The organism is Mesorhizobium sp. USDA 4775 (assembly GCF_054062655.1).
In genome coordinates this window covers 5,039,502-5,066,217 of record NZ_JBSSFM010000001.1, presented here as the reverse complement: position 1 = coordinate 5,066,217, position 26,716 = coordinate 5,039,502, and the positions used below count along the sequence as shown (strand labels likewise).

The window sequence follows — 26,716 nt, the reverse complement described above, 5'->3', positions numbered from 1 at the left end:
CTCTTCCGCAGCTTGGGGGTGAGCGGACACAGGTCGGCAAGCCGCTTGATGAGTACACGCCCTAGACCGGCGGCCGTTCCCCCGCATCCAGCAGCCATTGCCGCACGGCCTGTGTCGGTTCGGGATGGCGCTGCTTTCTCGGCATGACGACATAAAAATCCTGCGTGCCGCGCATTTCGCCGCTGACCGGCTGGACCAGGCGGCCGGCGGCGAGATCGGCTGCGACGAGGAAGCGGCTTGCCAGCGCTATGCCCTGGCCGGCGATGGCCGCGTCGATGGCGAGGCTGGTCTGGTTGAAGCGCATGCGCTTGAGCTCGGCCGTCATCTTCAGGCCGACCGCCTTTTCCATGAATTCCGGCCACAGATTGTGCGCGTCGTGCAGCAGCACGTGATGCTGGATTTCGGCCGCCGGGATTTCGGCGGTCCCGATAGGCAGCAGGGCCGGGCTGCAGATTGCGATGATCTGCTGGGGAAACAACAGGTCGACGATCAGGCCGGCGCCGAAGGGCGGGCGGCCTTGCCGCACCGCGATGTCGACGCCGTCGGCCTGGAAGCTCGACAGGCTCTCGCTGGCCAGCACGCGCAGGTCGACCAGCGGATTGTCGGCCATGAAATCCTGCAGCCTGGGGATCAGCCATTTGGTGGCGAAACTCGGCGTCACGCTGATCGTCAGACGTGCCGGTTCGGGGCGCAACAGCTGGGTTGCCTCCGAGATCAGGTCGAAGGCGCGGCGGATGTTGGGCACATAGGCGCGGCCCTGATCGGTCAGCGCCAGGCCGCGCGGCAGCCGCTCGAACAGTTTCGCGCCGAGATGGGTCTCCAGGCCGCGAATGTGCTGGGCTACCGCACCTTGCGTGACGTTCAACTCCTCGGCGGCGATGCGGAAGTTGAGATGGCGCGCCGAGGCCTCGAAGGCGCGCAGCGCATTCAATGGCGGCAGGCTGAGGAAGGCTTCGGGCATGCAGGAGTTTTTCTACTGGTTGATTTCAGGCATTCTGGTTCGAACCGGGTGATAAAACCAGGTATATCACCGTCCAAATACCGAAAACACCGGTTGCGGTGCCTGCCAACCCTGAGAGGAAAATCCGATGAGTGTAGAAAAAGTGGCTGTTGTCGTGGCCGGCGGCAGCGGCATGGGGGCGGCGGCGGCCAAGCGCCTGGCGGCGGATGGGTTCAAGATCGCCATTCTCTCCTCCTCGGGCAAGGGCGAGGCCCTGGCCAAGGAGTTGGGCGGGCTCGGCGTCACCGGCTCCAACCAGTCGAATGACGATTTGCAGCGCCTCGCCGACCTGACGCTGGAGCGCTTTGGCCGCATCGACGTGCTGGTCAACAGCGGCGGCCACGGGCCGCGCGCGCCGATCCTGGAGATCACGGACGAGCAGTGGCGCACCGGCATGGATGTCTATCTGATGAACGTCATCCGGCCGGTGCGCATCGTGGCGCCGCACATGATCAAGCAGAAGGGCGGGGCGATCATCAACATCTCGACGGCCTGGGTGGCCGAGCCGAACGCAATGTTCCCGACGTCCGCCGTGTTCCGCGCCGGAGTGACCGCCTACACCAAGATCTTCGCCAACACTTATGCACCGGACAATGTGCGCATGAACAATGTGCTGCCGGGCTGGATCGACAGCCTGCCGACCGTCGAAGAACGCCGCGACAACGTGCCGATGCAGCGCTACGGCACATCAGAGGAGGTCGCCGCGACGATTGCGTTCCTGGCTTCGGAGGGGGCGGGCTATATCACCGGCCAGAACATCCGCGTGGATGGGGGTGTTATAAGGGCGTTGTGAGGCTTCGGAGCTCGCCACTCTCGCGGCCCATGCGCAATTCTTTCAATCATTTCTTGAAATCGGTACCAGCCATTTCATGGTTTGATGATTCCTGCCAAGAGGGGAGACGTCATTGACCGACTTCATCGGATTGCCGAAAGCCGAAGTGCACATCCACATCGAGGGCTGCTTCGAGGCCGACGATTTGATCGCGAACTGCGAGCAAGCCGGCATTCCGCTACGCGCGCCGCGCGACAGGCTGTTCGAAGCCCATGACCTCAAGAGCTTTCTCGAAATGCTCGACTGGTTGTGCGGGACTTTTCGTACCCGCGAGCAGCTCGCCACCACGGCCTACAAGTTCGCGCAGCGCATGGGCCGGAGCGGCGTGCGCTACGCCGACGCCATCGTCAACCCGACGCACTGGCCGCACTGGCACAAGGACGTTGCGGGGATGATCGACGCGTTCGATGCGGGTTTCGCGGCCGCCGAACAGGATGGTCACCCGCCGGTCGGGCTTTGCGTCAGCCTGCTTCGCACCCAGTCGGCGGCGGAATCACTCGAGCTGGTGGAGTTGCTGAGCAGGATCAGGCACAGGCGTGTCGTCGGCCTGTCGATCGACGGCAACGAAGCGGCCGCCGGCCGTACCGGCCCACGCTTTGCCGAGGCGTTTCGCCGGGCCGGCGCGGCGGGTTTGCGGCGCACCGTTCATGCCGGCGAGTCGAGCGGCCCGGAAGGGGTTCGCGACGCCATCGAATTGCTGGGCGCCGACCGCATCGACCATGGGGTGCGGGCGATCGAGGACCCGGAACTCGTCGACTTGCTGGCGCAGAGGCAGATTCCCCTGGGTGTCTGTCCGGTCTCCAATCTGGCGCTCGGCGTCTATCCCTCGCTTGCGCAACATCCGATCGATGCCTTGCGCAAGGCCGGTGTCCCGGTTTCGATCAACACCGACGACCCGTCGCTGCTCGACACCACGCTCGAAGCCTCCTACGCCGCCTGCGCCGAGACCTTCGGCTGGGACGACGAAACCATCCGCCATCTCGCCGCGACATCGGTGCAGGCGAGCTACGCCGATCCGGCGCTGAAGGCGCGGATCCTGACCGATCTGGCGGCCTGGCGGAGGTAGCGGCCGCTGCCGATTTTCGCCATCATGCCGTCTGGCTGATTACGCGGTCAGGGCTTCCGGCTGGTCGAATAGCGCATGAAGCTCGGAGACCGGCATAGGGCGGCCAAAATACCAGCCCTGGACATCCGTGCAGCCATTCTCCTTGACCAGCCTGTACTGGTCCTCTGTCTCGACGCCTTCGGCGGTCGTCGTCATGCCAAGCGTGGTGCCGAGTTCGGCGACGGCCTTGACGATCGCTCGGCTTTCGCTGCTCTCGCACATCAGGCTGACGAAGCTGCGGTCGATCTTGATGCGGTTGAACGGGAACGACCTGAGATAGCTCAGCGAGGAGTAGCCGGTGCCGAAATCGTCCATGGCTATGGAGATGCCGAGGTCGCGCAGACTGTACAGCGTGTTCAGCGTGTTTTCGTTGTTCGCCAACAGCACCGACTCGGTGATCTCCAGTTCGAGCCGTGACGGCAGCAGGCCTGAAGCCGCGAGCGCCGCGGCAACCTGAAGCGACAGCCCCTGCTGCTTGAACTGGGCCGGCGAAAGATTGACCGCGACCTTGACGGGCAGGGGCCATTTCACGGCGTCGGCGCAGGCACGCCGCATGATCCACTCGCCAAGCGCGTCGATGGCGCCTGTCTCCTCGGCCAATTGGATGAACTCCGACGGCGGCAGCAGGCCGAGGCGCGGATGGTTCCATCTTACCAGCGCTTCGAAGCCGGTGAGCTGCGAGGTCTTTGCGTCGTGCAGCGGTTGATAATGCAGGACGAACTGTTCTTTCTTCACGCCGAGCGCCAGTTCGGACTCGAGCTGGCGCCGCTCCTGCAGCCTTGCGTCCATTCCCGGCTCGAACGACCTGCAGGTCCCGCGCCCCTCCATCTTTGCCTTGTACAAGGCAAGGTCGGCATTGCGGATAAGGGTTTCCGAACTTTGCCCGTCGTCGGGGAAGACGGCGATGCCGATGCTGCCGCCGATGTTGATCTTGTGGCCCTGGATGGAGAATTCGTCGGACAAGGCATGAATGACGCGGCTTGCCAGCACGCCGGCCTCGTCGTCGCCGTCGAGCAGGAGCTGAAGGATGACGAACTCGTCCCCGCCAATTCTGGCGACCATGGCGGTTTCGCCGGCATGGTGTTTCAACCGCTTCGCCACCGCGCCGAGAAGCTCATCGCCGACCGGATGGCCGAGCGTGTCGTTGACCGGCTTGAAACGGTCGAGATCGACGCAATGGACGGCCAGCTTCTCGTCGTCCCTGAGGCTTCGCAATGCCTCGTCCATCGTGTCGGCCAGGAGGCCTCGGTTGGGCAGGCCGGTGAGAATGTCATGCGTGGCCAGGTGCTGGATCTGGGCGGTGCGCTGCTCGACCCGACGCTCAAGGGTCTCGGCGGCCTCGACCTGCATCGTCATCGTGCGCCCGATCGCGTACCAGCATGCCAGCGCCAGCAGCGTGACCAACGCGACCGCCGCATAACCGGCCAGTTCGAATTCCCGTACGGACTGGACGTCCATGTTGTTGTCGAACCGGCTGTTGGGGAAACCGGCCCAAAGACGCCATGCGCTCCTGGGATCGTTGAGCGAGAGCGGGATGACTTCGGAATAGATCAGATTGGGGTCGGCCGCCGTGAAGGCCCGTGAATCCGCCGCCAGGGCCGTCGACATCTTGTGCTGGTCGGATTCAAAACCGTAGCCTGAATTGACGATGACGTAGTCGCTGCCCGGCAACAGTTTCCGCAGCGCCGAGGTAAGCATGATCGCCGAGACGGAGCCGCGCAGGCTGCCATCCTGGCCGAAGACCGGGACCGAAAGGATGAAGCCTGAGCGATCGGCGTCATTGCCGGTATGGATGAAATCGGTGTTGTCGCAGGTGATGAGCTCCTTCGTGCCGATGATCGGCACGTTCAACCCGTCGATGGCGCTCGAATTCGGATAGTTCGTCTTCAGCCAGGCGAGCTGTTTGGCCAGCTCATGGTATTCGTAGGTCTCGATCTCCTCCGGCGGGCGGGTCAGTGCATTCTCGTCCAGCTTCGCCTGTTTGTCGCTGCCGGCGGCATCGGATCTCGCCTTGGCGTTCACGATCAACTGGTCGAACTGGAGGATCGGCTCCTCGAGCTTGCCGGTCGCGGCATCGAAGCGGTCCGGGCTGAAATCCACCGGCAGGAAGTAAACCTCGGAAATGGAGACGTTGTTGGCGAGGTTGTTGTAGATCTGCTGGATCGTCGCGCGGCCCTCATCGCCAAGGTTCGTGCCATGCCGGTCGAGGTTGCGCACGCTCGGCAGATAGCTCAGGGTGCGCACATTCTCGTAGACGGCCCGCAAGGCGTCTTCGACGGTCTTGGCCGTCGCTCTGGAAGCTGCCTGGGAGTTCTCGACATAGCGCTCCTTGGCCAGCGCGAAGTTGCGCTGGGCATCGATATGCAACGCCGCCAGCGTCGCCGCCCCGGTCAACAGGATCACAACAAATCCGGCCGCTCGCCTGAATGCGTTCATCTGCGTCCCACCATCGAGTGACGAGGAATACCGCAAGGCGGTTTAGGAAGCGCTAATGGGATGTGTCCTTCTTTACCGGTCCCAGGCGTTGCGGCGCATCGGATCCGGTAGATCGAGGCACCTTCTTTTCACCGGCGAACAGGCCAAACCGGGTAGGGCGGTTCAGTTCGCTGGGCCCGCCTGCTGGTCGGCGTCGGTAAGCGTGCCCAGGAAGGCGACGATGTCGTCGATTTCGGCATCGGTCAGCGCCGGTTTGTCGCCGGGCTTTTTGCCGTTGAAGGGCGGATCCTGGTTCAAGTTTCCCCAGTAAGCCTTTGGCAGGTCGTCATATTTCCTGACCGTGCCGTCGGCATTCCTGGGATACCAATGGCCCGGATCGGTGTCGCGGCTGGCATAGAAGGCGACCGCGTCGCGCAGCGTGTGCAAGGCGCCATTGTGGAAGAAGCTCTTGCGCAGCGCGACGTTGCGCAGGGTCGGCGTCTTGAACAGGCCGCAATATTCGGTCCGTCCCTTGAAGTCGGTACGCAGCGGGCCGCACAGGCCGAGATCGGCATAGGCGGGGTCGGCATTGGCGGGAAGCGCCGCGTTGCGCGGCACGGCGATAGCGATCAGGCCGAAGTCGGTGAATTGCGGCGGCTCGCCGTCATTGGCCGGTTCGCTCAAGTGGCAACTGGCGCAATTGCCCTTGGTCTCGTCCTCGAACAGCGCGCGGCCGTGCAATTCCTGCGCCGTCAGCTCAGCCTTGCCGGCGAGGAAGGCGTCGTAGCGGCTGGAATAGGGGTAGAAGTCGGCAGCGCTCTGCTCGAACGTGCCGAGCGCCTCGGCGGCGGCGTCGAAGGCATCGCCCGCGTGGTCGAACACGTCGTCGCCGAAGGCCGCCTTGAACTCATCGGCATAGGCGGCCTTGCGCAAGGCGGCGGTGACGGCGGCCTCATCCTTGTTGGCCATCTCGAAGGGCGAGAGCAGGGGGATTTTCGCCTGGTCCTTGCCATGGTCGGCGCGGCCGTCCCAGGTCAGGCCGCCGGTCGGACCATTGTCGACGCTCTCGTCGCCCTCGTCCTCGGAATCGTAGAAATGCTCGGTGAAAGAGGGCGCCGCCTGGAGATAGCGCAGCGACGGCACGGCGCGCACGCCCGGTCGGTCGAGGTTTGGACCGCCCATCTCGACCGGATCTGCCGACGCCGGACCGAAGGCGTGGCGCGGGTCATGACAGGACGAGCAGGCCTGCTTGCCCGAAGCCGAGAGAGCGGGATCGAAGAACATTTTGCGGCCAAGGGCGGTCAGCGCTTGCGCCCGGGCAAAGGCGTCGGCGCGCGATAGGGGGCCGGGTTGGACGCTGCCGGTTCCGGCGCGAACAAGAGTTGCCGGCAAAGCGATGGCAAAGCCGAACAACGATGCGGCAGCGGCCGCGATCATCAGGCGTTTGCCTCGTCCTGTCGTCATGCGTTCCAGGTCCATTTCGCTCAGCAGTTAGGTTCGCACTGCGACGGATTGATGACTGGTTCGGCGCTTACGAAACCGTGTTCGCGCGGATCAGTTCGCGGCCGATCGGCTTCGGCGTCTCGCTGCGCAGCACCAGTGCCGTGGTGACCGCGCCATGGCGCGCGACGGCGTCGACGATGGTTTCAAGGTGGGCGGGCGAGGGCACGACCACTTTCAGGATGAAGCAATCCTCGCCGGTCAGTCGGTGAACCTCGGTAATCTCGGGCATTTCGGCGAACTGCTTCAGGCAAGGGCGGATTTGCTCATGCGTGGTGCGCATGCGGATGATGGCCACCATGCCGAGGCCAAGGGCGGCCGGGTCGATCACCGCGGTGTAGCCGGCGATGACGCCGCGCTCCTCCAGCCGCTTGACCCGCTCGGAGGTGGCCGGCTGCGACAGGCCGACCCGCCGGCCGAGCTCCGATATGCCGATGCGGCCATTCTCCTGCATGGCCTCGATGATGGCGATGTCGGTCGGGTCGAGCGGCGCGCGCTCATCGCTGGTCCTCATGGTGTCACTTTGAATCCATCGGCAAGGACATGATCTTTCCGATGATTTCCCATTCCCGGTGCCAGCACAAGACGTCACCATGCACCGATGATCGATAGGAGCAAGGCGACATGCCGCATTTCATCATCCTGCCGGGGAGCGGCGGTTCCGGCCCGGCGCATTGGCAATCGCGGTGGGAAGACGCCAATCCGGCGATGCGGCGCTTCCGGCCAAGCTGGGACCTGCCCGATTTCACCGACTGGCTGGAGGCTCTGGAGGCCGCGGTGATCGCCGCGCCCGAGCCGCCGGTGCTGGTCGCGCACAGCCTGTCCTGCCTGCTTATCGCGCACTGGCAGAAGATTTCGCAAAGGCCCGTGAAGGCGGCCTTCCTGGTCGGCGTTCCCGATCCGGCGTCGGCGGTCTTTCCCGAATACGGTATGGCTTTCGCCAAAATTCCCGAGGGCAAGCTGCGCTTTGCCTCGCTTGTGGTGACCAGCACCAACGACCCCTATGGTTCGGCGGAGTATGCCGAGGCGCGGGCGACGCAATGGGGCAGCCGCCTGGCCGTGATCGGGCCGTTCGGCCACATCAATGCCGAAAGCGGCCTGGGCGACTGGCCGGAAGGTTTTGCGCTTCTCGACGGGCTGGTGTCCGAGGCTTGAAGGTGGTGGCTCAGCCGCCATTCACCAAAGCGAGGATAAGCTTCTGCAGATTGCCGCCCGGGCCGAGTTCGACGCGGTCGAAATCGCGGCTGGCCTGGCGCTGCGCCTGCGAGAGTGCAGACAGGCGCTTGGTCATCTCGCTCCGGATCTTGCTGCATTTGGGGTCGTCGGCAACCGTCAGGCCGACGGTCGCCGCCTCGATCTTGCGCACCATGTCGACAATGGTGGCGCCATGCACCTTTTCATGGGCACTGACGCCGGCGAGAAAAACCTCCCAGTTCTTCTGGACAGCGGATGGCAGCGGTGAAGTGGGGCTGGGCAAGGTGTAGGTGATGATCAATTTCGGCTTCGCCGACACCAGCACGCAGGCGCCGGCCCGTGCCTGATAGTCCCTGGTCCAGGTCAGCTTGAAATTGGTGTGGGCGATGGCGCGGGCGACGCCGACATTCGGCCCGTTCTCGCCGATCGAGCGATAGAGTTCGGGCCCGGACTGACCCGAAATGGCATAGGTTTCGACCTTCTCGACCGGCTTCCACTGCGCATGGGCGGTGACAGGCAAGGCCACCAGGGCGGCCAGCAGAAGACACAGACGAACTCTCGACACAACGCTCTCCAACCCGGACCACACGACCTTGCCGCAACGGGCAATGTCACGGGATCGCTTTTCCTATATGCTGGTTGCGGGTGCCGCAATTGTCAGGGGGAAGTCATGAAAGCTGGATATCTTGTCGTCGCCGGTGCCGTGGCCGCATTGCAGGCCGCGCAGCCGGCGTTTGCCGCGTCGTGCAGCGGCTGGAGCGCGAAGATGGAGGAAGACGAGGGCGGCAGCGTGCTGACCGCTTCGGTCTGCGGCGGCCCGAAGGGCGACGCGTATCTGATGCTGGCCTGTTTCGACAAGCCGGTGCTGAGCTACGACCTCGGTACCAGCGGCCAGCAGCTGGAGCCTGGCATCAGCGGCGCGTTCGACTTCAAGGCCGACGGGAAGACGGTGACCAAAACGCTGCAGTTGGAGGCCATGTACAATTACTTCGTAGTGGACCTGGAGAAAGCCGATCCGCTGCTCGATCTGTTGCGGGGGAAGGGCGATGTGTCTGTCGGTTCGGCCAAGTATGGTTCGAACAGTTTTGCGCTAAAGGGTTCGAAGGGGGCCATCGGCAAGGTACTGGCGCAGTGCGGGAAGGCGAAGCCTGCCGCTGATGCGGATTGAGCGGCTACCGCATCACCCCGCCCAACCTTACCGCCGCCGCCCTCAATTCCTCATCCGAGAATCCGGAAAACCCCAGCACCAGCCCGTGCTTCGGCGCGCCGTCGATGAACATCGCGGACAATGCCCGTGCGCCAACGCCCACCGCCTTTGCTGCTTCGACAATGGCCGTGTCCGGCCCGTTGCCCCTTAACATCGCCATCAGATGCAGCCCCTGCTCGGGCGCCGTCACATCGAGCCTGTCGCCGCAATGCGCCTGCAGGCCCGCGGCCAGCACGTCGCGCGCGGCTTGCACGCGGCGGCGCACGCGCCTGAGATGGGCGGCGAAGTGGCCTTCGTTCAACAGGTCGGTCAGCGCGCCCTCGGCCAGCGTCGAGGGGTAACGGTCGGAGCGCGCCCTGATCGCCATGACCGCATCGAGCAACGGCTCCGGCACCACGACATAGCCGATGCGCAGGCCGGGGAAGAGCACTTTGGAGAAGGTCCCGAGATAGGCGACGCGGTTCGCGCCATCCATGCCTTGCAGCGAGGTCAGTGGCGGGCCGGCATAGCGGAACTCGCTGTCGTAATCGTCCTCGATGATCCAGGCATCGTTGCGCCGCGCCCAGTCGAGCAAGGCAAGCCGCCGGCGCATCGTCATCGTCACGCCGAGCGGATATTGATGCGAGGGCGTGACATAGGCCGCGCGCGCCTTTGGGCAGAGACGTTCGCCGATCTCGGGATCGAGCCCTTCGCTATCGACCGGCACGGCGACAATCCTGGCGCCGCTGCCGGCCAGCACTGCGTGCGCCATGGGATAGCAGGGGTTTTCCAGCCACACGGCGTCGCCGGGGCGAAGTGCCGCGCGCGCCAGGAGGTCGAGCCCCTGTTGCGTGCCCGAGGTCAGCAGGATCTGGCCGGCGTCGCAGCGCACGCCGCGCGCGGTCCTGAGATAAGTGGCAATCGCGGTGCGCAGCGCGATGCCGCCGCGCGGATCGCCATAGCGGAAATGCTCGGGGCCGGGGCGGGCGAGGTGGCGCGACAGCAGGATGCGGAACACATCAAGCGTGCGCGGGTCGGACACCGCCACGCCAAGGCCGCAAGGCAGCGAGATGGCGGCGTCGATCTCCGGCGGGCGCGCCTTGACCAGCGTTGTCGGCAAATACGGCACGTCGGGAGCGACGAAGGTGCCGGCGCCGACCTTGGCCACGGCAAAGCCTTCCGAGATCAGCATCTCGAAACAGGCGACCGCCGCCGAACGCGACAGGCCGAAGCGCTTTGCAAGGTCGCGGGTGGTCGGCAGCTTTGCGCCGGCAGCCAGCGCGCCGGTCTCGATCAGCCGCCTGAGCGCGGCGTAAAGCTCGCGGCTGCGCGGTCCGTCCCCGGGCAGAACCGGGATCAGCGCCGACCAATCCGGCGGATTGGTCTGATTTTTGTTGCTGTGATTGGTTCTTTTCTCGACCAATGCCATGGCGCATGGTTGGCAGACAACAGCCGAGGATGCAAGCCGTGAACGACGTTGCCGCCAGCTTTCCGACCACCAGCCGCAACCGGGTCAAGCGCCTGCATGAGCGCGGCAGCTACGACCATGCGGCCGTCTTCGCGGTGCTGGATGCCGGGCTGCTGTGCCATGTCGCGTACACCTTCGACGGCCAGCCCTATTGCACGCCGACCATCCACTGGCGCGAGGGCGACATGCTCTACTGGCACGGCTCGTCGGCCAGCCGCATGCTGCGCCAATTGCGCGGCGGTACGCCGGCCTGTCTCACCGTGTCGCATCTCGACGGGCTGGTGCTGGCGCGCACCGGCTTCAACCATTCGGCCAACTACCGCTCGGCGATGTGCTTCGGCACCGCGCGGATCGTTGATGAGCCGGAAGAGAAGATGAAGGCGCTGGCCGGCGTCGTCGACCGCTTCTACCCCGGCCGCAGCGAAACCTTGCGGCCCATCTCGGCGCAGGAAGCCAAGGCGACCATGGTCATCGGCATGCGCATCGAGGAGGCATCGACCAAAGTGCGCGCCAAGGGCGTCGCCGACGACGAGGAGGATTATGGTCACCCGGTGTGGGCCGGGGTCATCCCGGTGCGGACCGTGATCGGCGCGGCCGAGCCGTGTCCGAGGCTGCTGCCCGGCATCGAGCGGCCGGGGAATCTGGCTGGGTATGCAGAAGGAGAAGGGCTGGACGCGGCGTTGATGCAGGCGCAGGCGGTGTATGAGGGCGAGGTTAGTTAGCACCTCTTCCTTCCCCCCTTGTGGGGGAAGGTGGATCGGCGCGCAGCGCCGAGACGGATGAGCGACTATCTGAGGTGTCAAGTTGCATTTGCGAATTCGTTGCGCGCGTCGCGTGCTTTTGCATTGAGAATGACGAGCAGCTTGCGGGCGAGCGCAATGCGGATGACCATTTTCTCCTTTCCGGCAGTCTGCAACCGTTGCTTGAAAGCTGCCAGATGCGGATCATATTTGGCAACGATGCTGGCAACGAGAAAGAGGACGCCGCGCGGCCCTGCCCGACCGCCGCGCACTGGTCTTCGACCGCTGCGCTTGCCACTGTCATTGGCGATCGGCGCCAGGCCGGCCAACTTGGCGATGGCCTTGTTGGAGAGGATGCCGATCTCCGGCAACTGCGCCATCAGCCGCGCCACGGTGCGAGAGGCAACACCCTTGAGCGAGCGGAAGGCTCGGTCGAGGCATGCCCACAGCGGATCGTCATCGATGAGCGTGGCGATCTCACCTTCGAGCCTGCGGCTCTGGCGCGCAAGCAGCGCGATCACTTCATCGAGGCTGGCGATAGTTTCGGCGTCGGCGGTGCTCTTGCGCTGCTTTTGAATGGTGAGATCTCCTCCCACCTGGGAAAGCCGCGCAACCAGCGCCTTGAGCCGCTGCTGGGCCGCGCTCGGCGGCGGCGTCGGCTTGAGCCGCTTGACGGCACCATAACGGGCAATCACGGCGGCATCGATTCTGTCGGTCTTCTCCAGGAAACCCATTGCCTCGGCGAAGTAGCGAACGCTCCTCGCGTTGGCCATGCCGCAGGGTTGGCCCATCTCCCACAAGAGCAGGAAGGCCAGCCGTTCGTAGCCGCCACTGGCCTCCATGATGACGAGTTCGACATCATGGTTCTGACACCAGGCGGCCAGATCGGCGATGCCTGCCGCATCGTTGGCGAAGCGGTTTGCCGCTCCCATCGGCTCGATATGGGCGTCGAGCCAGTCTTTCGAAATATCTATTCCACAGAGGGTCGTGTTCACGGTAACCTGCCTTGTGCGTGCGATTGGAGCCAAGCGACTATCGGTCGTGCGTGACGAAGACGAAGATCCCAGGCTCATCCACGGTTGTAGCCGCAGGGGTGTCGGGCGACTTCGCCAAGCCTCGAATCGGATGGCCGTCCGGTTCGAGGCTCAGTCGCTTCCATCGCACAAAGTCTCCTCCGTGCAGATACAAGGGGTGTTCCAGCGGAGTGAGACGTCGGCGTTCCCTGGAACACCCCTCATCCGACCTCGCTTCGCTCGGCCACCTTCTCCCACAAGGGGAGAAGGGAGAGCTCACTTGCCGCCGCCACCGCCTCGCGCTATCCCGGCGCCATGATCACCTTCCGCAAGGCGCAAGCTTCCGACCTGCCGGCAATCGTCGCGATGCTCGCCGACGATCCACTGGGCGCTGCTCGCGAGGATGCCTCCTTGCCGCTGGCCCAGGGCTATCTCAATGCTTTTGCCGCGATTGATGCCGACCCCAACCAACTGCTGGCGGTGGCAGTGGACGGGGCCGAGGTGATCGGTACGTTGCAGATCACCTTTCTTGCCGGGCTGTCGCGCAAGGGCGCCTGGCGCGGGCAGATCGAGGCGGTTCGTGTCGCCGGCCATCGGCGCTCGGGCGGCATCGGCCGGCTGATGCTCGAATGGGCGATCGATCAGTGTCGGTCGCGCGGCTGCAGCCTTGTGCAGCTCACAACCGACAAGGGGCGGGCGGACGCGCACCGTTTCTATGAAAACCTTGGCTTCACCGCCAGCCATATTGGTTACAAGAAGAGCCTCTAGATGCAACTCCGTTCCGCCCCGGCGGCGACTGGCGTATAGCGGCAGGCTTTCAGGCACTATTCAAATTGCCTGACAAAGCGGATATAGGTCAGCTACATTGACCTATATGAAAATCGTCTGGGGAGGCGTGACTTGACCCTTTTGAACCTGTTGGCTTCGCGCTCGTCGCGCATGAAGGCCTCCGAAATCCGCGAGCTGCTGAAGCTGCTCGACCAGCCCGACATCATCTCCTTCGCCGGCGGCATTCCCGATCCGGCGCTGTTTCCGGCCGATGCCATCCGCGATGCCTATGCCGAGGTGCTGGGCGGCGCGGAGGCAGGGGCGGCGCTGCAATACCAGGTGTCGGAAGGTTATTTGCCGCTGCGGCGCTGGATCGCCGGGCAGATGGGCAAGCTCGGCGTCGCCTGCGACGAGGCCAACATCTTCATCACCTCCGGCTCGCAGCAGGCGCTGGATTATCTGGGCAAGCTGTTCCTGTCGCCGGGTGACACCGCGCTGGTGACATGGCCGACCTATCTCGGCGCGCTGCAGGCCTTCAACGCCTATGAGCCGCGCTATGACCGTCTGCGGCCGGAAGGCGGCAACATGACGCCGGACGCCTATCGCGCGGCGGCCGCCGCCCCCACCGGTTCTTCAAGAGGGGGCGGCAAGGTCAAGTTCGCCTATCTGGTGCCCGACTTCGCCAACCCGACCGGCAATACACTCGATCGAAAGCAGCGCGAGGCGGTGCTCGACCTCGCTGGCGAACTCGACATCGCCATCATCGAGGACGCCGCCTATCGCGCGCTGCGCTATGATGGCGAGGGCGTGCCGCCGATCCTGGCGCTCGATTGCGCGCGCTGCGGCTCTATCGACAAGGCGCGCACGCTCTATTGCGGCTCGTTCTCGAAGATCCTGTCGCCGGGCATGCGCGTCGGCTGGGTGTGCGCGCCGCGTCATGTGGTGGAAAAGCTGGTGCTGATGAAGCAGGCTTCCGACCTGCACAGCCCGTCGATCAACCAGCTGGTCATGCACCGCGTCGCCGAATCCGTCTTCGACGGCCAGGTCGACAAACTCATCGGCGCCTATCGCCAGCGCCGCGACGGCCTGCTGGGCGCGCTCGAAGCCAACATGCCGAAGGGCGTGACCTGGAGCCGGCCGGAAGGCGGCATGTTCGTCTGGGCGACGCTGCCGGAAGGGTCGGACGCCACCGAGCTTTTGGCTCGGTCGGTGAAGGAGGCGCGCGTCGCCTTCGTGCCCGGCAATGCTTTTTACGCCGACGGCACCGGACGCAACACGCTGCGGCTGTCCTTCACGCTGGCCGACCAGCGCGCCGTGACCGAGGGCATTCCAAGGCTGGCGGCGCTGCTGAAGGGGTAGGCCGGTCAGAGAAGGCGGCATTTCTATGCCGTCACGGTGACCAGATGCTTGAGTATCGCAAGCCTGGTGCGCGCCAGTCTGCGGAGCGGTTTTTCAAAGCGTTCCTCGCCGGCCTCGACGACGAAGATCAATGTCATGAAGTCGAGCATGAACTCGTCTATTGCCGTGTCGACCGCCTGCGACTTGCCCTTGAAGCGTCGCAGCAAGGCGTTTGCTTCCTCGACGTCGCCAACCCCAGCGCTGTCGATAAGCGCTTCCAGTCTCTGAAAACAGTCCAATCGATGTCCCTCCCGCCGCGCCACGAAACTCCGGTTTGATCGGAAAGTTCCCGTCAGGAGAATTTCTCCTGAAAAGAGATCTGCATGGAACCTCTTTAGCCGACAGGTGTTCCTAGGTGTCTGACCCCCCGCAGACATCCGAAGGCCTTGTCAACGAGGCTTTCCAAAGCCCGCCGGTTTCCCCCTCTCCGGCGGGCTTTTCATTTGCAAAGGACCGAAGGGCGGGATTTTCGGCGACGACGCCGGAAGGCAGCGCCTGTCAGTAGCCTGCGCCCGCCCGCATTGACGGCGCCCCAAGCGAATTTAGATTTGGAACATTGCGAGGAGGAATTTTCGTGGAAACCCAGGAACTGCATCGCGGCCGGCTCATCGACCACATCCAGCTGGTGGTGAGGGATCTCGCCGCCAGCCGGCGTTTCTACGAGGCGGTCTTGCAGGTGCTCGGCGTGCCGATCGGCGGGACCGGCGAGGATTATTTCTGGTCCGATGAGCTGTTCATCTCCAGCGCCGACAGCCGGGCAGCACTGGGAAAGCTCACCGGCCGTCACCATCTGGCCTTCCAGGCCAGGGACCACGCGATGGTCGATGCCTTCTACAAGGCCGGGCTGGCTGCCGGCGGCACGGACAATGGCGCGCCGGGCGAGCGGCCCTATCATCCCGGCTATTACGCCGCCTTCCTGCTCGACCCCGACGGCAATAACATCGAGGCCGTCCATCACGGTGCGCACGCGCGCAGTGCCGCTTCGGTGAAGATCACCTTCTAGAGACGGTGCACGAACGGCGCGGCTCGCGAAGCATCGTCATTCCCGCAGGGCACGCATTTCCGTTTCAATCCGTCGAGCCGCACGGCGGTTCAGGATGATGACCAAAACAAGGAAGGCAAAGGTCGACCCGCCTCCGACCAGCGCGAAGATCGGGCGCGCGGGATTTGTCGCCCATGATCCGAGATAGATCATGACGAACCCCGGCACTATTGGCCCGACATACCAAAGCCAGGCGGATCTCAGCAGGTCGCGCTCATGAGCCAAGCGCTGTTGCAGATGGCCCATTCCACTTGTCGCAAGATCGAATCCGGCACGTGTGCTCTTGCGGAAGATATTCAAGCCCACCAACAGGAGGCCGAGCACCAGCGTTGCAAATCCTGACGCCATGATCCATTCCGCCGACGAGTCGGCTGCCAGGAATGTCACTGCACTGGTGACGAGCAGAAAGGCGGCGGCCATGCCTCCGGAGACATATTCCAAAGTGTTGCGGCGCTTGGTGGTTCGGCTCAAAGCGGCATGTCGCGCCTTGATGTCTTCGAGATTTATGGCCGAGGTCATAACAGGTTGTTCCTTCCAGGAAGATTGCGACCGGTTAATCATCGTACTGCCTCCAGAACGACCTGGCCGGCCAGAACGCGCTTGATGCGGCTGATACGCGTCGCCACCGCGCCGGCCGAGAGACCGGAAACCTCCGCGATGGTCGCGGCATCCTCCACCTCCAGGTAGAGGATCATCACCTGCCGATCGATCGGCTGCAGGCGGTGGAGCATTGCGTGGATCCGGGCCAGCGCAAGCCGGTCGGATACCTCCGTCTCCGGGGAGGGATTCGGGTCAGCGGCGATCTCCGCCGCCGGGTGATCGAGGCCGATCATTCCTTTCAGGCGTCGGGCTCGCACGATATGATCGGCAGCGACATTGTGTGCCACACGGTAGACCCAGGTGCGCAGCGAGCAGCGCTCATCGAAAGACGTCAGGCTGCGCCAGACCTGCAGATGGATATCCTGCAACAGGTCCTGCCGCTCGATAGGGTTTGCTTCGTATCCAACTGCCAGACGAGCCAACGCGGGACCTAGCTGATCCACCGCCTGGATGTAGAGCCGGTCGACATCCGGTGGCGCGGCCGCTTCGGCACCGCCCCTCTCGTTTTGGTAAAGCATGGTCATGTCAAGGTAGTCGTACCCAAACGAAATTTCTTACAGACCAACCGAAGACTGCGCCGAACCTTCGACGCACTGGCGCACCAGCACCAATTCGAAGCACTGACCAGGTGGCCTTCCTTTTGTCCGACATCCTCGATACGAGATGGAAACCCAGCCGCGGAGTTCCATGGATACATCGCCCGAAACCGTGCCGTTTTTCAGCCAGTGGGAAACGCCTGACATGACGCTGGCCGTGCTCGCCGATGGCGCTGATGTGGCGCTGCGGCGCGATCCGCTGTGGCGGGGGTCGGGAGCGGAAACACCAGACGAATATGCGGTCTGGGCCGCCAACATCTGCGGCATGGCGTGCCTGAAAATGATCCTGGCCACGCGCGGCGAGATCGTGCCGACGATCGACTTGGCGAGACGCTGCACCCGATATGGCGGCTATGTCGTCAACGAAGGCTCGATCAGGGGCCTGATCTACGCGCCCTTCGTCACTTTCGTGAAGGCGGAGTTCGGCCTGGAGGCGCAGGTGATGACCAATGTCGCGACGTCGGACATTCCGGCGATCCTCGCCCGCTCACGCTTCTTCATCGCCTCGGTCAGCAGTTCGATCCGCTGGCCCGAGCGCGAGCCGCCGTCGAAGGGCGGCCATCTGGTGCTGGTGACGGCGGCGTCGGATGATGGTTTTCGCTTCCACAACCCATCCGGCCATACCAGCGCCACACAGGCCAACGCAGTGTTATCGCCAGCCGATTTCGATCGTTTCTTTGCCAATCGCGGCATTGCCGTCACCATTTGATTTCTAAGGGGTTTCAATGACTGAAAAGACCAGGGTCGCCATCCTCTATGGCGGGCGCTCGGCCGAGCATGACGTGTCGCGGCTGTCGGCGGCCAATGTGCTGAAGGCGATCGACCGGACGCGCTACCAGGTGGTGCCGATCGCCATTTCCAGGGATGGCAGATGGCGGCTGCAGCCTTCGTCCGAGGCCGGCGCCGACGGGGCAGGGGCTCCGGTGTCTGAGGATGGCGTGGAGGTAGCCCTGCTGCCAGGCGGCAAGGGCCGGCTGGTGGCTCTCACCGAGAGCGGCGAACAGCCTGACCCTGTCGATGTCGTCTTTCCCGTGCTGCATGGGCCGTTCGGCGAGGACGGTTCGGTGCAAGGCTATGCCGAGGTTGCCGATGTCGCCTATGTCGGCTGCGGCGTCCTGGCTTCCGCCGCCGCCATGGACAAGGATGTCGCCAAGCGGCTGCTACGCGAGGCAGGGCTTGCCGTTGCCCGCTCGGTCACCGTGCTGAGAGGCGAGGTCGGTTCGTTCCAGGAGATTGCCGGGGCGCTTGGGCTGCCCTTCTTCGCCAAGCCGGCGCGCCAGGGCTCGTCCTTCGGGGTGAGCAAGGTGCATGACAGGGATGGCTTCGAACAGGCCGTCGAAACGGCTTTGCGCTATGACAGCAAGGCGCTGATCGAGGAGTTCGTCGACGGCCGCGAGATCGAGTGTTCGGTGCTGGAGCGGGCCGACGGTTCGCTGACGGTTTCGCCGCCCGGCGAGATCATTCCGGCCGACAAGCATGGGTTCTACACCTACGAAGCGAAGTATTTCGACGCCGACGGCGCGCTGGTCAAGGTGCCCGCCGATGTCCCGGCGGATGTCGTTGCCAGGACGAGCGAGATGGCCGCGCGGGCTTTCCGGGCGCTCGGCTGCGAGGCCATGGCGCGCGTCGACTTCTTCCTGCGCGCCGACGGTTCGCTGCTGGTCAACGAGGTTAACACGCTGCCCGGCTTCACCGACATCTCGATGTACGCCAAGGCGCTGGCGGCGATCGGCATCGGCTACAGCCAGGTGATCGACGTGCTGATCGGGCACGCGCTGGCCAGGCATGCGGCGCGCTGATCGGCTCTGTTCAGCGTCACGCCACGCTTGCCGCCGGCCTTGGCCCGAGCATCCCGATGGGCGGATAAAGGCACTTCTCTCCATTGTCTCGGCCGTAGGGAACATACTGACCCGCCCGGAATTGAAGGGTAACCAGCGGTCTGCCGGCAAATGTTGCACGCCGGCTCAATATGTCAGACCATGGCCGCTGGCAGGGGGAGAGACATCAAGTGGCGGCCAATCGTCGAAACGGGACGGCGTCCGAGGCGCATGGGCTGGACGATATTCTTGCGGCTGCCGCGCCCCATCCGCGAACCGCGTTGCCCAATGTGGCCACCACCGTCACAACGGTGGCGGCGCTGTATTTCGGCCGCGAGGTGTTTCTGCCGATCGCGATCGCCCTGCTTTTGACGTTCGCGCTGGCGCCGTTTGTCTCGGCGCTCAAACGGGTCGGCATTCCCCGCATCGCCGCCGTCATCGCCAGCGTGCTCAGCGCCTTCGCGGCACTTGCCTTGTTCAGCTTCGTCGTCGCCACGCAGGTCAGCGAACTGGCGCAGAACATTCCGGTCTACCAGACCAACATCCTGGCCAAGATCCGCTCGCTCAAGGAAACCGGCGTCGGCGGCGGTATCATCGCCAGATTGAGCAGCGTGGTCGAGCGTGTCGGCCAGGAGATCGACCGGCAGGACGCCACATTGCCGGCCGCCACCGCGGACAAGCCGCCGCGCGAGCCGGTGCCGGTCGAGATCGTGGCGCGCGAAAGGCCGCTCGAAGTCCTGCAGAACATCGTCGGCCCGCTGATCAGTCCGCTCGGATCGGCGGGTCTGATCATCGTCGTCGTCATCTTCATGCTGCTCGAACGGGAGGATTTGCGCGACCGCTTCATCAGGCTTGTCGGCTATGGTGACCTTCACCGCACCACCGAGGCGCTTCAGGATGCAGCCAAGCGGGTGGGCCGCTACCTGCTCATGCAACTGGTCGTCAACATCGTCTACGCCATACCGATTGCGATCGGGCTGTGGATCCTCGGCATTCCCAATGCGCTGTTGTGGGGGATGCTGGCGCTGGCATTGCGGTTCGTTCCCTATATCGGTCCGGCCATCGGCATGCTTTTGCCGCTGTTCCTGGCACTGGCCGTGGCGCCCGGCTGGTCGCTGGTGTTGTGGACTGCTGCCCTGTTCGTGGTGATGGAACTGGTCACCGGCAATGTAGTCGAGCCCTGGCTGTACGGCTCGCGAACCGGACTGTCGCCGTTGGCGATCATCGTTGCTGCCATCTTCTGGACGTGGCTGTGGGGGCCGCTCGGCCTCGTTCTGTCGACGCCGCTCACCGTCTGCCTCGTGGTGCTGGGCAGGCACGTGCCGCAGTTTGAATTCCTCGACGTGCTGTTCGGCAACGAGCCGGTGCTGGAACCGCATGCTCGGCTCTACCAGCGGCTTCTGGCCGGCGACCCGGACGAAGCCACCGATCATGCCGAGGAAATGCTCGAGGAGAAATATCTGGTCGAATTCTACGACAAGGTGGCCATTCCGGCCCTTCTGCTGGGCGAGCGCGACCGTGTGCGCGGCGTCATGGGCGACCTGCAGCGACGGCAAGTGGCGGCCAGTGCGCTCGCGCTGGTGGCCAATCTCGAAGACGATGCCAAGGAGGAGGCGGCCGAGGACGAAAGCCCGGAAGCGGGCGAGCCCGGCGATGCCGCCGACGAGGACGAGGCCGAACTGCCCGACGGCACCGGCATGTCGCTGCTTTGCGCCGGCGGGCGCGGCGAACTCGACGATGCAGCTGCCGCGATGCTGGCGCAGGTGCTGGAGGTCCAGGGGGCGACCGCGTCGAAGGCCGGGTTTGCCGACATGGAACCTGCCAGCATTCGCCGCCTCGAGCTCGAAACCATCGACACAGTGGTGGTCGGCTTCCTCAACCGCGATTCCGTCAAGCACGCCCGCTTCCTGGTCCGCCGGCTGAAGCGCGCGAAGGCGGCGCTACGGGTGGGCATCGTGTTCTGGTCGGAGACCGGCAACGGAGACAAGGAAGCCGCCGACAAGCTCGCCCAGGACATCAACGCGGATTTCGTCGCCCACGGCATGGTCGACGCGGTGACAGGCGCGCTGTCGAACGAGCCGCCGGTGGCGCTGAAACTCGTCGCCAAACGGCGCATGCGCCGGCCGCGCGCCGCGCCAAGGAAGGTGCCGGCCGCGGCGGCAAGCTAGGGGTGAAAACCGATAGTTGCGAGCGCGCTGGTTAGGCCCAGGCGGACCCTGCCGGTAAAGACGCTCACAACGGCTTTGCGCGGCATCCCGTCGCTCAGCGGATCATATTCCGGCGATCGGCAGCTCGACCGTGACATTCGGCCGGCGCAACGACCTTTCGCAGCCGCGTATCGGGATGCCTTTCACCGAAAACGTCCGCCGCAAGGTCCCGTCCGACTTCAGAAGCCGATATTCCGATCTCAGTTGCGCATCGCGGCTGAAGCCAAGCGGACTGCTCGGGTCCGGCTTGACGATACTGCGAGTTTCATCCTGGTAGTCGGCGATCCCTTCAAGGAGCGCCTTGATTGTCGCGGCAATCTCCGTGCGATCCTCGGGGCGCTCGATCACGGCATCCAGCAGTTCGCCAAGCTTGCGCAACGGCACCTGACGGTCCTGGTTCGCATCGCCATTGCGATAGGCAATCTCGACATCGACCAGGCTGAGAACGGAAACGAACTCTTCCTTGAGCAGGAAAATTCCGACATTCACAGGCTGCGCCGTCGGGTTATGCGCCGTCTTTTCCCTGACGCTCTCGGTTTGCTCGTCAGTCTGGGTGTCCTCTCTCCCGGTTTCTATGCTCTGCTTGCGGGAACGGTTCGTCTCGGACACTTGGGAATCGATGGCGGATGTGGTCGATTCCGCAAAATCCTGTCGAACCTCATTGGTCGATCCGCGCGCATGAACCCGGGCGTCCGCGCTGCCTCCGCCGATTTCTACCGAAGCTTCCCCATGGAAACTCCCTTCGAATCCATAATCATAGTTGTTCGTGCCGGACCTTTTGTCGGCGGTATCCTTGAGCTGCTTGTTGAAATTATCTTTCGCTTCCCGGTCCTGACTGTCCAACACGGTGGAGGTCAGCTCGTTGCTCGTCGATGTTCGCTTCTTGATGATCACCTTGTAGGTCATCGAGCCGCCGGGCGACAGGCTGATGGAGTCGACCAGATCATCCCGTGCCAGGTCTCCGCGAAAGCTCGCAAGCTGATATTGCTCGACCAGGAAGAGCTGTGGCCGAAGGTCCTCCGGCGCGGGTATGCCGCCCTGCGTAAACGGAACACGCGCCTCCCTGAGCTTCGCCTGAAGCGGAGCCAGCGACATTTGAAAGAAATTGGCCTGGAGAGCCATGTAATTCTGAATCATGCCCGGCTTGATCACTGGAGGTTGTTGGCCAATGACAGCCGGAGGCATGGGGACATTGAGGCCGGGCAGGTCGACGGTTTCTCTGAACGCGGCTGAAGCGCGGAAGATTGCTGGCATCGAAAACCCGAATGGGGTTGTGTCCGGGCCCGGTTCGAATCCGAGCAGCAGGAAGGCCTTCAGCAGTCCGTTCTCGGTCTTCAGGTCTACCGGCGGGATGCCCATCGGATCGGGATTCGGTGCCGCGTTACCGCCCGAGAATCCCACGAAAACATCTCGTTTCAGGCCGAGCGAGATGAACACCGGCTCCGGCCGGAAAGGTACGGAATCCTCGGGGTTGACTTGCACCGATACACTCGGGCCGAGTTGCGTTTCGGCTGCGCCTGGGTCAATTGTCGTTTGCTCGTTTGGCATGATCCGTCGCCCCTCCTGTTAACGGGATTCACAAAGCTGCAAAGTTAAATAAACTCGAACATATCTTGTGGGCATATCGATGCGCCTCTGAGACAATATGCCGTGGACTCTTTATACTATATCAGCTGCATTCTTGTCGCCTGTTTCCTCCGAGTGACCTGCTGGCGATGATAGAAAGGCGATTGGAATCTGATCGACACCTGCTTCAACCTTGACGTCAGCTACTGTAGGTCGGTGCTTTTGCCCTTGATGCCGAGCTCGGCAGGATGAGAACTCATGATGCATGACGATCAGGTGGATATCGACATCGATATCGCCCGCCAGATGATCCGCGATCAGTTTCCCCAGTATCGTCATGAGGACGTCACCTCGGTCGGATCGTCGGGAACCGTCAACGCCATCTTCCGCATTGGCTCAAAGAGCGCTGCGCGGTTCCCGCTGCGGGCGATGAAGCCGACCGAATGCGCCGATATGCTTCGATCGGAGGCCGCCGCCATGGTCGAGATTGGACAGCATTGCCTGTTTCCTACGCCGCAACCGATTGGGCTCGGCCAGCCCGGTCCTCGATATCCAATGCCATGGGCAGTGCAAACGTGGATCGAAGGCGAGGTTGCCACGCCGAACGGGCTCAGTGGATCGGCGATTTTCGCCCTCGACCTTGCAAGCCTCGTGGCGTCGTTGCGCCAGGCGGACACACGGGGCCGACGCTTCGACGGGCAAGGACGTGGCGGACATCTCCCCGATCATGACGATTGGATGGCTGTCTGCTTTGAAAACAGCGAGGGCCTTCTCGATGTGGCTCGACTGCGCGATCTGTGGGCCCGGTTGCGGGAGTTGCCCGCCGCTGAGCCCGTCGTAATGAGCCACAAGGACCTTATCCCGCCAAACCTTCTCGTGCAGGGCGAGCGTCTTGTCGGCGTGCTTGATAGTGGCAGTTTCGGGCCGGCCGATCCGTCGCTGGATCTGGCGGTCGCGTGGCATCTTCTCGACCGCGAGCGAAGGGCGACCTTTCGGAGCGGCCTTCAAGTCGAGGACCTCTTATGGAAGCGCGGTGCTGCCTGGGCGTTCCAGCAGGCCATGGGCCTCGTCTGGTATTACCGTCGCACCAAGCCCGCCATGAGTGCGCTGGGGCGCAGCACGCTCTCTCGCATTCTCGACGATCCTGACATCTGAACTTTGGTTGCCGGCACCGGGCACGCCGCGGCGATGCTGGCGCAGGCGCTGGAGGTCCAGGGGGCGACCGCGTCGAAGGCTGGCTTGGTTTCAAGAGTGCCGTTCCTCGGTGCAGCCCTACATCAGCTGTCCTTGGTGATGTCCCAGTCAGTTCGGACCGTCCTGGCATGGTCTTCGATATAGTTCGCGATGACGTCAGCGCCGTTGGTCCAGGGGACCGCCTCGCAGCGCGCCGCCATTCCTTCGCGCTCGGTGGGGTCGAGCAGCTGTTCGATGAAGCGGTCGACATGCGGAAGGTCATGGTCGCGCCGCATCAGCAGGCCAAAACCGCCAAGCTCTGCCCAGCGGGCGCGGTTGAGCTGCAGGTCCATCTCGTCGCTCTCGTTGGGCACGAACAAGGTCGGCACCGCGCCAAGGATGTTCTCATGGAACGTGTTGTAGCCAGGCGCGACGACCGCGGCGTCGAATGCGCGGCTGTAGTTGAAACTCGGGAACAGCTCGACGATGCGATGCCTCGGCCCGACCGGCTCGTCCGACTCGAAATCGGCGCGGATCGGCGAGCGGATGTCCAGCACCAGCGTATCGGGACGGTCAAGCACGGCCTTGAGAACGCCGTTGCGGACGCCGCGCATGTCGAAATTGCTGCCGGAGCCGAGTTGCAGGGCGACGACGGTCATGCCATCGGGTATTTCGAGGAAGTTGCGCGCGGCGGCTCTGTCCAGGCGCTGATTTGGCTCCAGCAACAACACCGGCGGAACCAACAGAACCTTATCGCGCACTTCCGACGTGGGGCCGTGATCGAATTCATCGGCCAGTTCGCCGGGCTCTATAACAGCGTCGAAAGCGTCCGCCATCTCAAGGAACGGGCGGTGCGATTCCCGCCACATCGGTCGACGTACCCAGATCGAGAACAGGTTGCGGTTCATGGCCAGGGCTGCGACGACACCGTCGAAGACAGCTGTGGCGTCATAGGCAAATACCGCTGGACGCAGATGACTGATCAGGTCGAACAGTTCTTCGGCAAGCACGTCGTTCCAGTCCTCGGGCGCGGCATCGATGCCGCGGTGATGGGTCAGGAAGTGAGCGTGATAACCCTCCTCGGCTGCGATTTTCATGGCGTAGGACATCGTAGCAAAGACCGGCTTCAGCCCTCGCGGCAGTCGCTGGGCGACAGCCAGCTGCTGCGCGAGATGCCCCATTCCGATGCCGTTGGACGATGCAAACAGCACCTGACGTATCGGCAAAGGCTGGATCGTAGACGCCCGCGCGGCCGCCGCATCCCGTGGTTTGGAAATGTTGAACAGCCTCTCAAGGCGTTGCGGGAAGAGCTCGGCGGAATGGTGCCGGGCAACGAACTCCCTGGCCAACGCCGATTGCCGCGCGTAGGCATCCGCGTCGGTGATGAATTTGCCGATGACGCCCTCGACATCTCTCGGCGCCGCATAGACTGCCGCGTCACCGAACAATGGCTGGAAGTGCGCGGGGAGAATCGTGACGAGACCTACCGCGAGCGCTTCGAGGATCGTGCGGCCAAAAGCCTCCGACCAGGAATCGCTGTGGTAGTAGACATAGAAATCGAGCCCTTGGAGAAACCCGGCAATGCCGGTCCATGCAAAGGGCAGTATTTCCCAGTTTGCCGGCAGCGGACCATAGAGTTCCCTAAGGAAGGGACCGCCGCCCAGGATCCTGATACTGTAGCGGGCTGCGTCGGCAGGATAGATACGCAGCGCGTCGGCGGGTCTGCTCGGCCATTTCAATTTGTCCGGGCGGGCATGGCGGCCGATGATGACCGGATTGTGCGGCGGGCCGTCCGGCCTGCGAGGCCAGTCGTCGAGATCGATCAGATTGGTCCAGTTTTCAGGCAGGAGTTCCGCGCCCGCAGGCAAATGACGGGGCAAGGCATCGCGAACGACGGCGCTGACGGTGGCGAGCCAAACCTTGACGCCAAACGCCCAACGGCAATTGCTTACGATGCGCGCGAGGTCGTACTGCAGCTTGCCCCGCCGGTCGACCATGGGATGATGGAGAACCATGACCATGCGTTCGGTCCGGATGCCGGTCCGCCTGGTGAAGCGGTTGGACATTATCGCCGGATGGTGCACCAGGACGAGGTCGGCGTCGACCTCCGTGTCCGGGTCGATCCGTTCTGTCGCGCCGCCATCAATCAGTGCCCGCAAGTCGGGATGCATAGGGTAGGGGTTACGCAGCAATGGTCCCTTCACGGCCAGCAAGCCTGTCTTGAAACCCGCGCGGGCGGCCGCTCGGATTTCCACGGCGAGCGCCGTGGAGGTGCCGCCTTCGAAGCGGACATCAGCGACAAACAGAATGTCCAGCCTCATGATCTGGGCATGTCCGGGGCGTTGCGGACGGATGCCGTCGGTGCCGCCGCCAGGAAACTGTCGATAGTCGTGCCGTAAGCCAGGACACGGCGGGGGCGCCATTTTGCAAGAAGGAGCCCCCAGTGCTCCCGCAAATAAGCCTGCCAAGGCATGTCGGCTGCGTGCAACCGTTGCTCAACCAATGGAGGCAGATACTCGAAAATCACACCGTGACGGCGGAATATCGTGAAGTCCGAATTGTCGGTCAGATAGATGAGCCGGTCGCTCTTTCCTGAGAGCTTCCGCTTGGTCGTAGCAATGATTTCTTCGAGAAGATCAGGATCGACACCTAAAGTCGTAACGATAATTGTCGAAATTTCTTCTTTGGATTTGTATACATAAATATTTCCCGGACCTTCATCTCCTGGATCCTGCTTATCCTTTCGAAGGAAGAGTTCCTTGAGCTTTCTCATCTGGATGGCGCTCACATGAGGGATGCAGGAATCTACCAATGGCGATTTGTATGTGTCAAACGTTCAGGTCGATGCGCCGCGCCTTGTGATGCCGACGCATTGTCGTTGAGCTGCAACCTGCACGGCCATGGCGAGAAAGCCCCGCAACGGCGGCACACTCCGGTTACATGCCGTCGTCAAACTCGGTGGGCAGTCCGTCAGTAAGCAGGACTGGCACACTCGCCTGCGTTCCCCTTGACTATAGGGCAGTAGGCGTATTTTCTTGTTACGGCGTGACGTTGAAAGTCCTGATGCGATGCCGCGGCCGTTTTGGTCGAGGCTGG

Annotated in this window: 25 protein-coding genes; 12 read left to right on the top strand and 13 right to left on the bottom strand. The window is 63.5% G+C overall.

Going from position 1 to position 26,716, the window contains the following annotated elements; translation table 11 throughout:
• Positions 1 to 61: 61 nt before the first annotated feature.
• On the bottom strand, positions 62 to 961 hold the full coding sequence (gene gcvA, locus ACVILI_RS24755; protein WP_038647965.1) for a transcriptional regulator GcvA: 900 nt from the start codon (positions 959 to 961) through the stop codon (positions 62 to 64).
• Between the two features lie 127 nt (positions 962 to 1,088).
• On the opposite strand from gcvA, the gene ACVILI_RS24750 reads away from it, so the two are divergent.
• Positions 1,089 to 1,793: an SDR family oxidoreductase gene (locus ACVILI_RS24750; RefSeq protein WP_038647962.1), complete on the top strand. Its 705-nt coding sequence runs from the start codon at positions 1,089 to 1,091 to the stop codon at positions 1,791 to 1,793.
• Positions 1,794 to 1,905: 112 nt separating this feature from the next.
• Positions 1,906 to 2,898: an adenosine deaminase gene (gene add, locus ACVILI_RS24745; RefSeq protein ID WP_038647959.1), complete on the top strand. Its 993-nt coding sequence runs from the start codon at positions 1,906 to 1,908 to the stop codon at positions 2,896 to 2,898.
• A gap of 39 nt (positions 2,899 to 2,937) precedes the next feature.
• On the opposite strand, the gene ACVILI_RS24740 is transcribed toward add, so the two are convergent.
• From ACVILI_RS24740 to ACVILI_RS24730, 3 genes are all read right to left on the bottom strand, one after another.
• Positions 2,938 to 5,373: a putative bifunctional diguanylate cyclase/phosphodiesterase gene (locus tag ACVILI_RS24740; protein WP_038647957.1), complete on the bottom strand. Its 2,436-nt coding sequence runs from the start codon at positions 5,371 to 5,373 to the stop codon at positions 2,938 to 2,940.
• Between the two features lie 162 nt (positions 5,374 to 5,535).
• Positions 5,536 to 6,816, bottom strand: coding sequence for a cytochrome-c peroxidase (locus ACVILI_RS24735; RefSeq protein ID WP_038652989.1), 1,281 nt, complete (start codon positions 6,814 to 6,816; stop codon positions 5,536 to 5,538).
• A 67-nt stretch (positions 6,817 to 6,883) separates the two neighbouring features.
• Positions 6,884 to 7,366, bottom strand: coding sequence for an Lrp/AsnC family transcriptional regulator (locus ACVILI_RS24730; protein ID WP_038647954.1), 483 nt, complete (start codon positions 7,364 to 7,366; stop codon positions 6,884 to 6,886).
• Between the two features lie 110 nt (positions 7,367 to 7,476).
• Between ACVILI_RS24730 and ACVILI_RS24725 the strand changes: the two genes are divergently transcribed.
• Positions 7,477 to 8,007: an RBBP9/YdeN family alpha/beta hydrolase gene (locus ACVILI_RS24725; protein WP_457102640.1), complete on the top strand. Its 531-nt coding sequence runs from the start codon at positions 7,477 to 7,479 to the stop codon at positions 8,005 to 8,007.
• 10 nt (positions 8,008 to 8,017) lie between these two features.
• On the opposite strand, the gene ACVILI_RS24720 is transcribed toward ACVILI_RS24725, so the two are convergent.
• Positions 8,018 to 8,611 (bottom strand): DUF922 domain-containing protein, encoded by a 594-nt coding sequence (locus ACVILI_RS24720; RefSeq protein WP_038652985.1) that lies wholly within the window; start codon positions 8,609 to 8,611, stop codon positions 8,018 to 8,020.
• A 105-nt stretch (positions 8,612 to 8,716) separates the two neighbouring features.
• Between ACVILI_RS24720 and ACVILI_RS24715 the strand changes: the two genes are divergently transcribed.
• Positions 8,717 to 9,214 carry a hypothetical protein gene (locus ACVILI_RS24715; protein WP_019859335.1) on the top strand — a complete coding sequence of 166 codons (498 nt, stop codon included), beginning with the start codon at positions 8,717 to 8,719 and terminating at the stop codon, positions 9,212 to 9,214.
• A 4-nt stretch (positions 9,215 to 9,218) separates the two neighbouring features.
• Here ACVILI_RS24715 and pdxR read toward each other — a convergent pair whose 3' ends face one another.
• The gene (gene pdxR / locus ACVILI_RS24710; RefSeq protein WP_457102639.1) at positions 9,219 to 10,661 is read right to left on the bottom strand and encodes a MocR-like pyridoxine biosynthesis transcription factor PdxR; all 1,443 of its coding nucleotides are present in this window, start codon (positions 10,659 to 10,661) and stop codon (positions 9,219 to 9,221) included.
• Positions 10,662 to 10,666: 5 nt separating this feature from the next.
• Here pdxR and ACVILI_RS24705 point away from each other — a divergent pair, with 5 nt between their 5' ends.
• On the top strand, positions 10,667 to 11,422 hold the full coding sequence (locus ACVILI_RS24705; protein ID WP_240564493.1) for a pyridoxamine 5'-phosphate oxidase family protein: 756 nt from the start codon (positions 10,667 to 10,669) through the stop codon (positions 11,420 to 11,422).
• A gap of 77 nt (positions 11,423 to 11,499) precedes the next feature.
• Here the strand turns inward: ACVILI_RS24705 and ACVILI_RS24700 are convergent, their stop codons facing one another.
• The gene (locus ACVILI_RS24700; RefSeq protein ID WP_010910050.1) at positions 11,500 to 12,435 is read right to left on the bottom strand and encodes an IS110 family RNA-guided transposase; all 936 of its coding nucleotides are present in this window, start codon (positions 12,433 to 12,435) and stop codon (positions 11,500 to 11,502) included.
• A gap of 333 nt (positions 12,436 to 12,768) precedes the next feature.
• Between ACVILI_RS24700 and ACVILI_RS24695 the strand changes: the two genes are divergently transcribed.
• Positions 12,769 to 13,221 (top strand): GNAT family N-acetyltransferase, encoded by a 453-nt coding sequence (locus tag ACVILI_RS24695; RefSeq protein WP_019859330.1) that lies wholly within the window; start codon positions 12,769 to 12,771, stop codon positions 13,219 to 13,221.
• Positions 13,222 to 13,392: 171 nt separating this feature from the next.
• On the top strand, positions 13,393 to 14,580 hold the full coding sequence (locus ACVILI_RS24690) for an aminotransferase-like domain-containing protein (RefSeq protein ID WP_051726926.1): 1,188 nt from the start codon (positions 13,393 to 13,395) through the stop codon (positions 14,578 to 14,580).
• A 23-nt stretch (positions 14,581 to 14,603) separates the two neighbouring features.
• On the opposite strand, the gene ACVILI_RS24685 is transcribed toward ACVILI_RS24690, so the two are convergent.
• Complete coding sequence (locus ACVILI_RS24685) at positions 14,604 to 14,858, bottom strand: hypothetical protein (protein WP_223217710.1); 255 nt, start codon at positions 14,856 to 14,858, stop codon at positions 14,604 to 14,606.
• A gap of 335 nt (positions 14,859 to 15,193) precedes the next feature.
• On the opposite strand from ACVILI_RS24685, the gene ACVILI_RS24680 reads away from it, so the two are divergent.
• Positions 15,194 to 15,622 carry a VOC family protein gene (locus ACVILI_RS24680; protein WP_019859327.1) on the top strand — a complete coding sequence of 143 codons (429 nt, stop codon included), beginning with the start codon at positions 15,194 to 15,196 and terminating at the stop codon, positions 15,620 to 15,622.
• A 36-nt stretch (positions 15,623 to 15,658) separates the two neighbouring features.
• Here ACVILI_RS24680 and ACVILI_RS24675 read toward each other — a convergent pair whose 3' ends face one another.
• Both ACVILI_RS24675 and ACVILI_RS24670 read right to left on the bottom strand, forming a co-directional pair.
• Positions 15,659 to 16,222, bottom strand: coding sequence for a hypothetical protein (locus ACVILI_RS24675; RefSeq protein WP_240564494.1), 564 nt, complete (start codon positions 16,220 to 16,222; stop codon positions 15,659 to 15,661).
• Entirely contained in the window at positions 16,219 to 16,785 is a 567-nt protein-coding gene (locus ACVILI_RS24670; protein ID WP_240564495.1) for an RNA polymerase sigma factor, read from the bottom strand. Before ACVILI_RS24670 ends, ACVILI_RS24675 begins: the two co-directional genes overlap by 4 nt.
• Before the next feature lie 163 nt (positions 16,786 to 16,948).
• Between ACVILI_RS24670 and ACVILI_RS24665 the strand changes: the two genes are divergently transcribed.
• From ACVILI_RS24665 to ACVILI_RS24655, 3 genes are all read left to right on the top strand, one after another.
• Complete coding sequence (locus ACVILI_RS24665; RefSeq protein ID WP_064981792.1) at positions 16,949 to 17,566, top strand: C39 family peptidase; 618 nt, start codon at positions 16,949 to 16,951, stop codon at positions 17,564 to 17,566.
• 16 nt (positions 17,567 to 17,582) lie between these two features.
• Positions 17,583 to 18,656, top strand: a complete 1,074-nt coding sequence (locus ACVILI_RS24660; protein WP_038647940.1) for a D-alanine--D-alanine ligase family protein — start codon at positions 17,583 to 17,585, stop codon at positions 18,654 to 18,656.
• 209 nt (positions 18,657 to 18,865) lie between these two features.
• Positions 18,866 to 20,842, top strand: a complete 1,977-nt coding sequence (locus ACVILI_RS24655) for an AI-2E family transporter (protein ID WP_064981787.1) — start codon at positions 18,866 to 18,868, stop codon at positions 20,840 to 20,842.
• Positions 20,843 to 20,944: 102 nt separating this feature from the next.
• Here the strand turns inward: ACVILI_RS24655 and ACVILI_RS24650 are convergent, their stop codons facing one another.
• Complete coding sequence (locus ACVILI_RS24650; protein WP_141700955.1) at positions 20,945 to 22,429, bottom strand: hypothetical protein; 1,485 nt, start codon at positions 22,427 to 22,429, stop codon at positions 20,945 to 20,947.
• A gap of 276 nt (positions 22,430 to 22,705) precedes the next feature.
• Between ACVILI_RS24650 and ACVILI_RS24645 the strand changes: the two genes are divergently transcribed.
• The gene (locus ACVILI_RS24645) at positions 22,706 to 23,602 is read left to right on the top strand and encodes an aminoglycoside phosphotransferase family protein (protein WP_240564496.1); all 897 of its coding nucleotides are present in this window, start codon (positions 22,706 to 22,708) and stop codon (positions 23,600 to 23,602) included.
• Between the two features lie 122 nt (positions 23,603 to 23,724).
• Here ACVILI_RS24645 and ACVILI_RS24640 read toward each other — a convergent pair whose 3' ends face one another.
• Together ACVILI_RS24640 and ACVILI_RS24635 are read right to left on the bottom strand one after the other, a co-directional pair.
• On the bottom strand, positions 23,725 to 25,941 hold the full coding sequence (locus ACVILI_RS24640; protein WP_240564497.1) for a glycosyltransferase family protein: 2,217 nt from the start codon (positions 25,939 to 25,941) through the stop codon (positions 23,725 to 23,727).
• A complete protein-coding gene (locus ACVILI_RS24635) occupies positions 25,938 to 26,393 on the bottom strand; it encodes a hypothetical protein (RefSeq protein ID WP_148307403.1) in 456 nt (151 codons plus the stop codon). Before ACVILI_RS24635 ends, ACVILI_RS24640 begins: the two co-directional genes overlap by 4 nt.
• Positions 26,394 to 26,716: the final 323 nt, after the last annotated feature.

Excerpts from the sequence above, each read along its gene's own strand:
- ACVILI_RS24670 (WP_240564495.1), bottom strand. The coding sequence starts at position 16,785 with ATGACCATGCTTTACCAAAACGAGAGGGGCGGTGCCGAAGCGGCCGCG.
- ACVILI_RS24730 (WP_038647954.1), bottom strand. The coding sequence starts at position 7,366 with ATGAGGACCAGCGATGAGCGCGCGCCGCTCGACCCGACCGACATCGCC.
- ACVILI_RS24750 (WP_038647962.1), top strand. The coding sequence starts at position 1,089 with ATGAGTGTAGAAAAAGTGGCTGTTGTCGTGGCCGGCGGCAGCGGCATG.
- ACVILI_RS24690 (WP_051726926.1), top strand. The coding sequence starts at position 13,393 with ATGAAGGCCTCCGAAATCCGCGAGCTGCTGAAGCTGCTCGACCAGCCC.
- ACVILI_RS24675 (WP_240564494.1), bottom strand. The coding sequence starts at position 16,222 with ATGATTAACCGGTCGCAATCTTCCTGGAAGGAACAACCTGTTATGACC.
- gcvA (WP_038647965.1), bottom strand. The coding sequence starts at position 961 with ATGCCCGAAGCCTTCCTCAGCCTGCCGCCATTGAATGCGCTGCGCGCC.
- ACVILI_RS24640 (WP_240564497.1), bottom strand. The coding sequence starts at position 25,941 with ATGAGGCTGGACATTCTGTTTGTCGCTGATGTCCGCTTCGAAGGCGGC.
- ACVILI_RS24735 (WP_038652989.1), bottom strand. The coding sequence starts at position 6,816 with ATGACGACAGGACGAGGCAAACGCCTGATGATCGCGGCCGCTGCCGCA.
- ACVILI_RS24650 (WP_141700955.1), bottom strand. The coding sequence starts at position 22,429 with ATGCCAAACGAGCAAACGACAATTGACCCAGGCGCAGCCGAAACGCAA.
- ACVILI_RS24705 (WP_240564493.1), top strand. The coding sequence starts at position 10,667 with ATGGTTGGCAGACAACAGCCGAGGATGCAAGCCGTGAACGACGTTGCC.
- ACVILI_RS24695 (WP_019859330.1), top strand. The coding sequence starts at position 12,769 with ATGATCACCTTCCGCAAGGCGCAAGCTTCCGACCTGCCGGCAATCGTC.
- ACVILI_RS24715 (WP_019859335.1), top strand. The coding sequence starts at position 8,717 with ATGAAAGCTGGATATCTTGTCGTCGCCGGTGCCGTGGCCGCATTGCAG.
- ACVILI_RS24665 (WP_064981792.1), top strand. The coding sequence starts at position 16,949 with ATGGATACATCGCCCGAAACCGTGCCGTTTTTCAGCCAGTGGGAAACG.
- ACVILI_RS24740 (WP_038647957.1), bottom strand. The coding sequence starts at position 5,373 with ATGAACGCATTCAGGCGAGCGGCCGGATTTGTTGTGATCCTGTTGACC.
- ACVILI_RS24660 (WP_038647940.1), top strand. The coding sequence starts at position 17,583 with ATGACTGAAAAGACCAGGGTCGCCATCCTCTATGGCGGGCGCTCGGCC.
- ACVILI_RS24635 (WP_148307403.1), bottom strand. The coding sequence starts at position 26,393 with ATGAGAAAGCTCAAGGAACTCTTCCTTCGAAAGGATAAGCAGGATCCA.
- ACVILI_RS24645 (WP_240564496.1), top strand. The coding sequence starts at position 22,706 with ATGATGCATGACGATCAGGTGGATATCGACATCGATATCGCCCGCCAG.
- pdxR (WP_457102639.1), bottom strand. The coding sequence starts at position 10,661 with ATGGCATTGGTCGAGAAAAGAACCAATCACAGCAACAAAAATCAGACC.
- ACVILI_RS24725 (WP_457102640.1), top strand. The coding sequence starts at position 7,477 with ATGCCGCATTTCATCATCCTGCCGGGGAGCGGCGGTTCCGGCCCGGCG.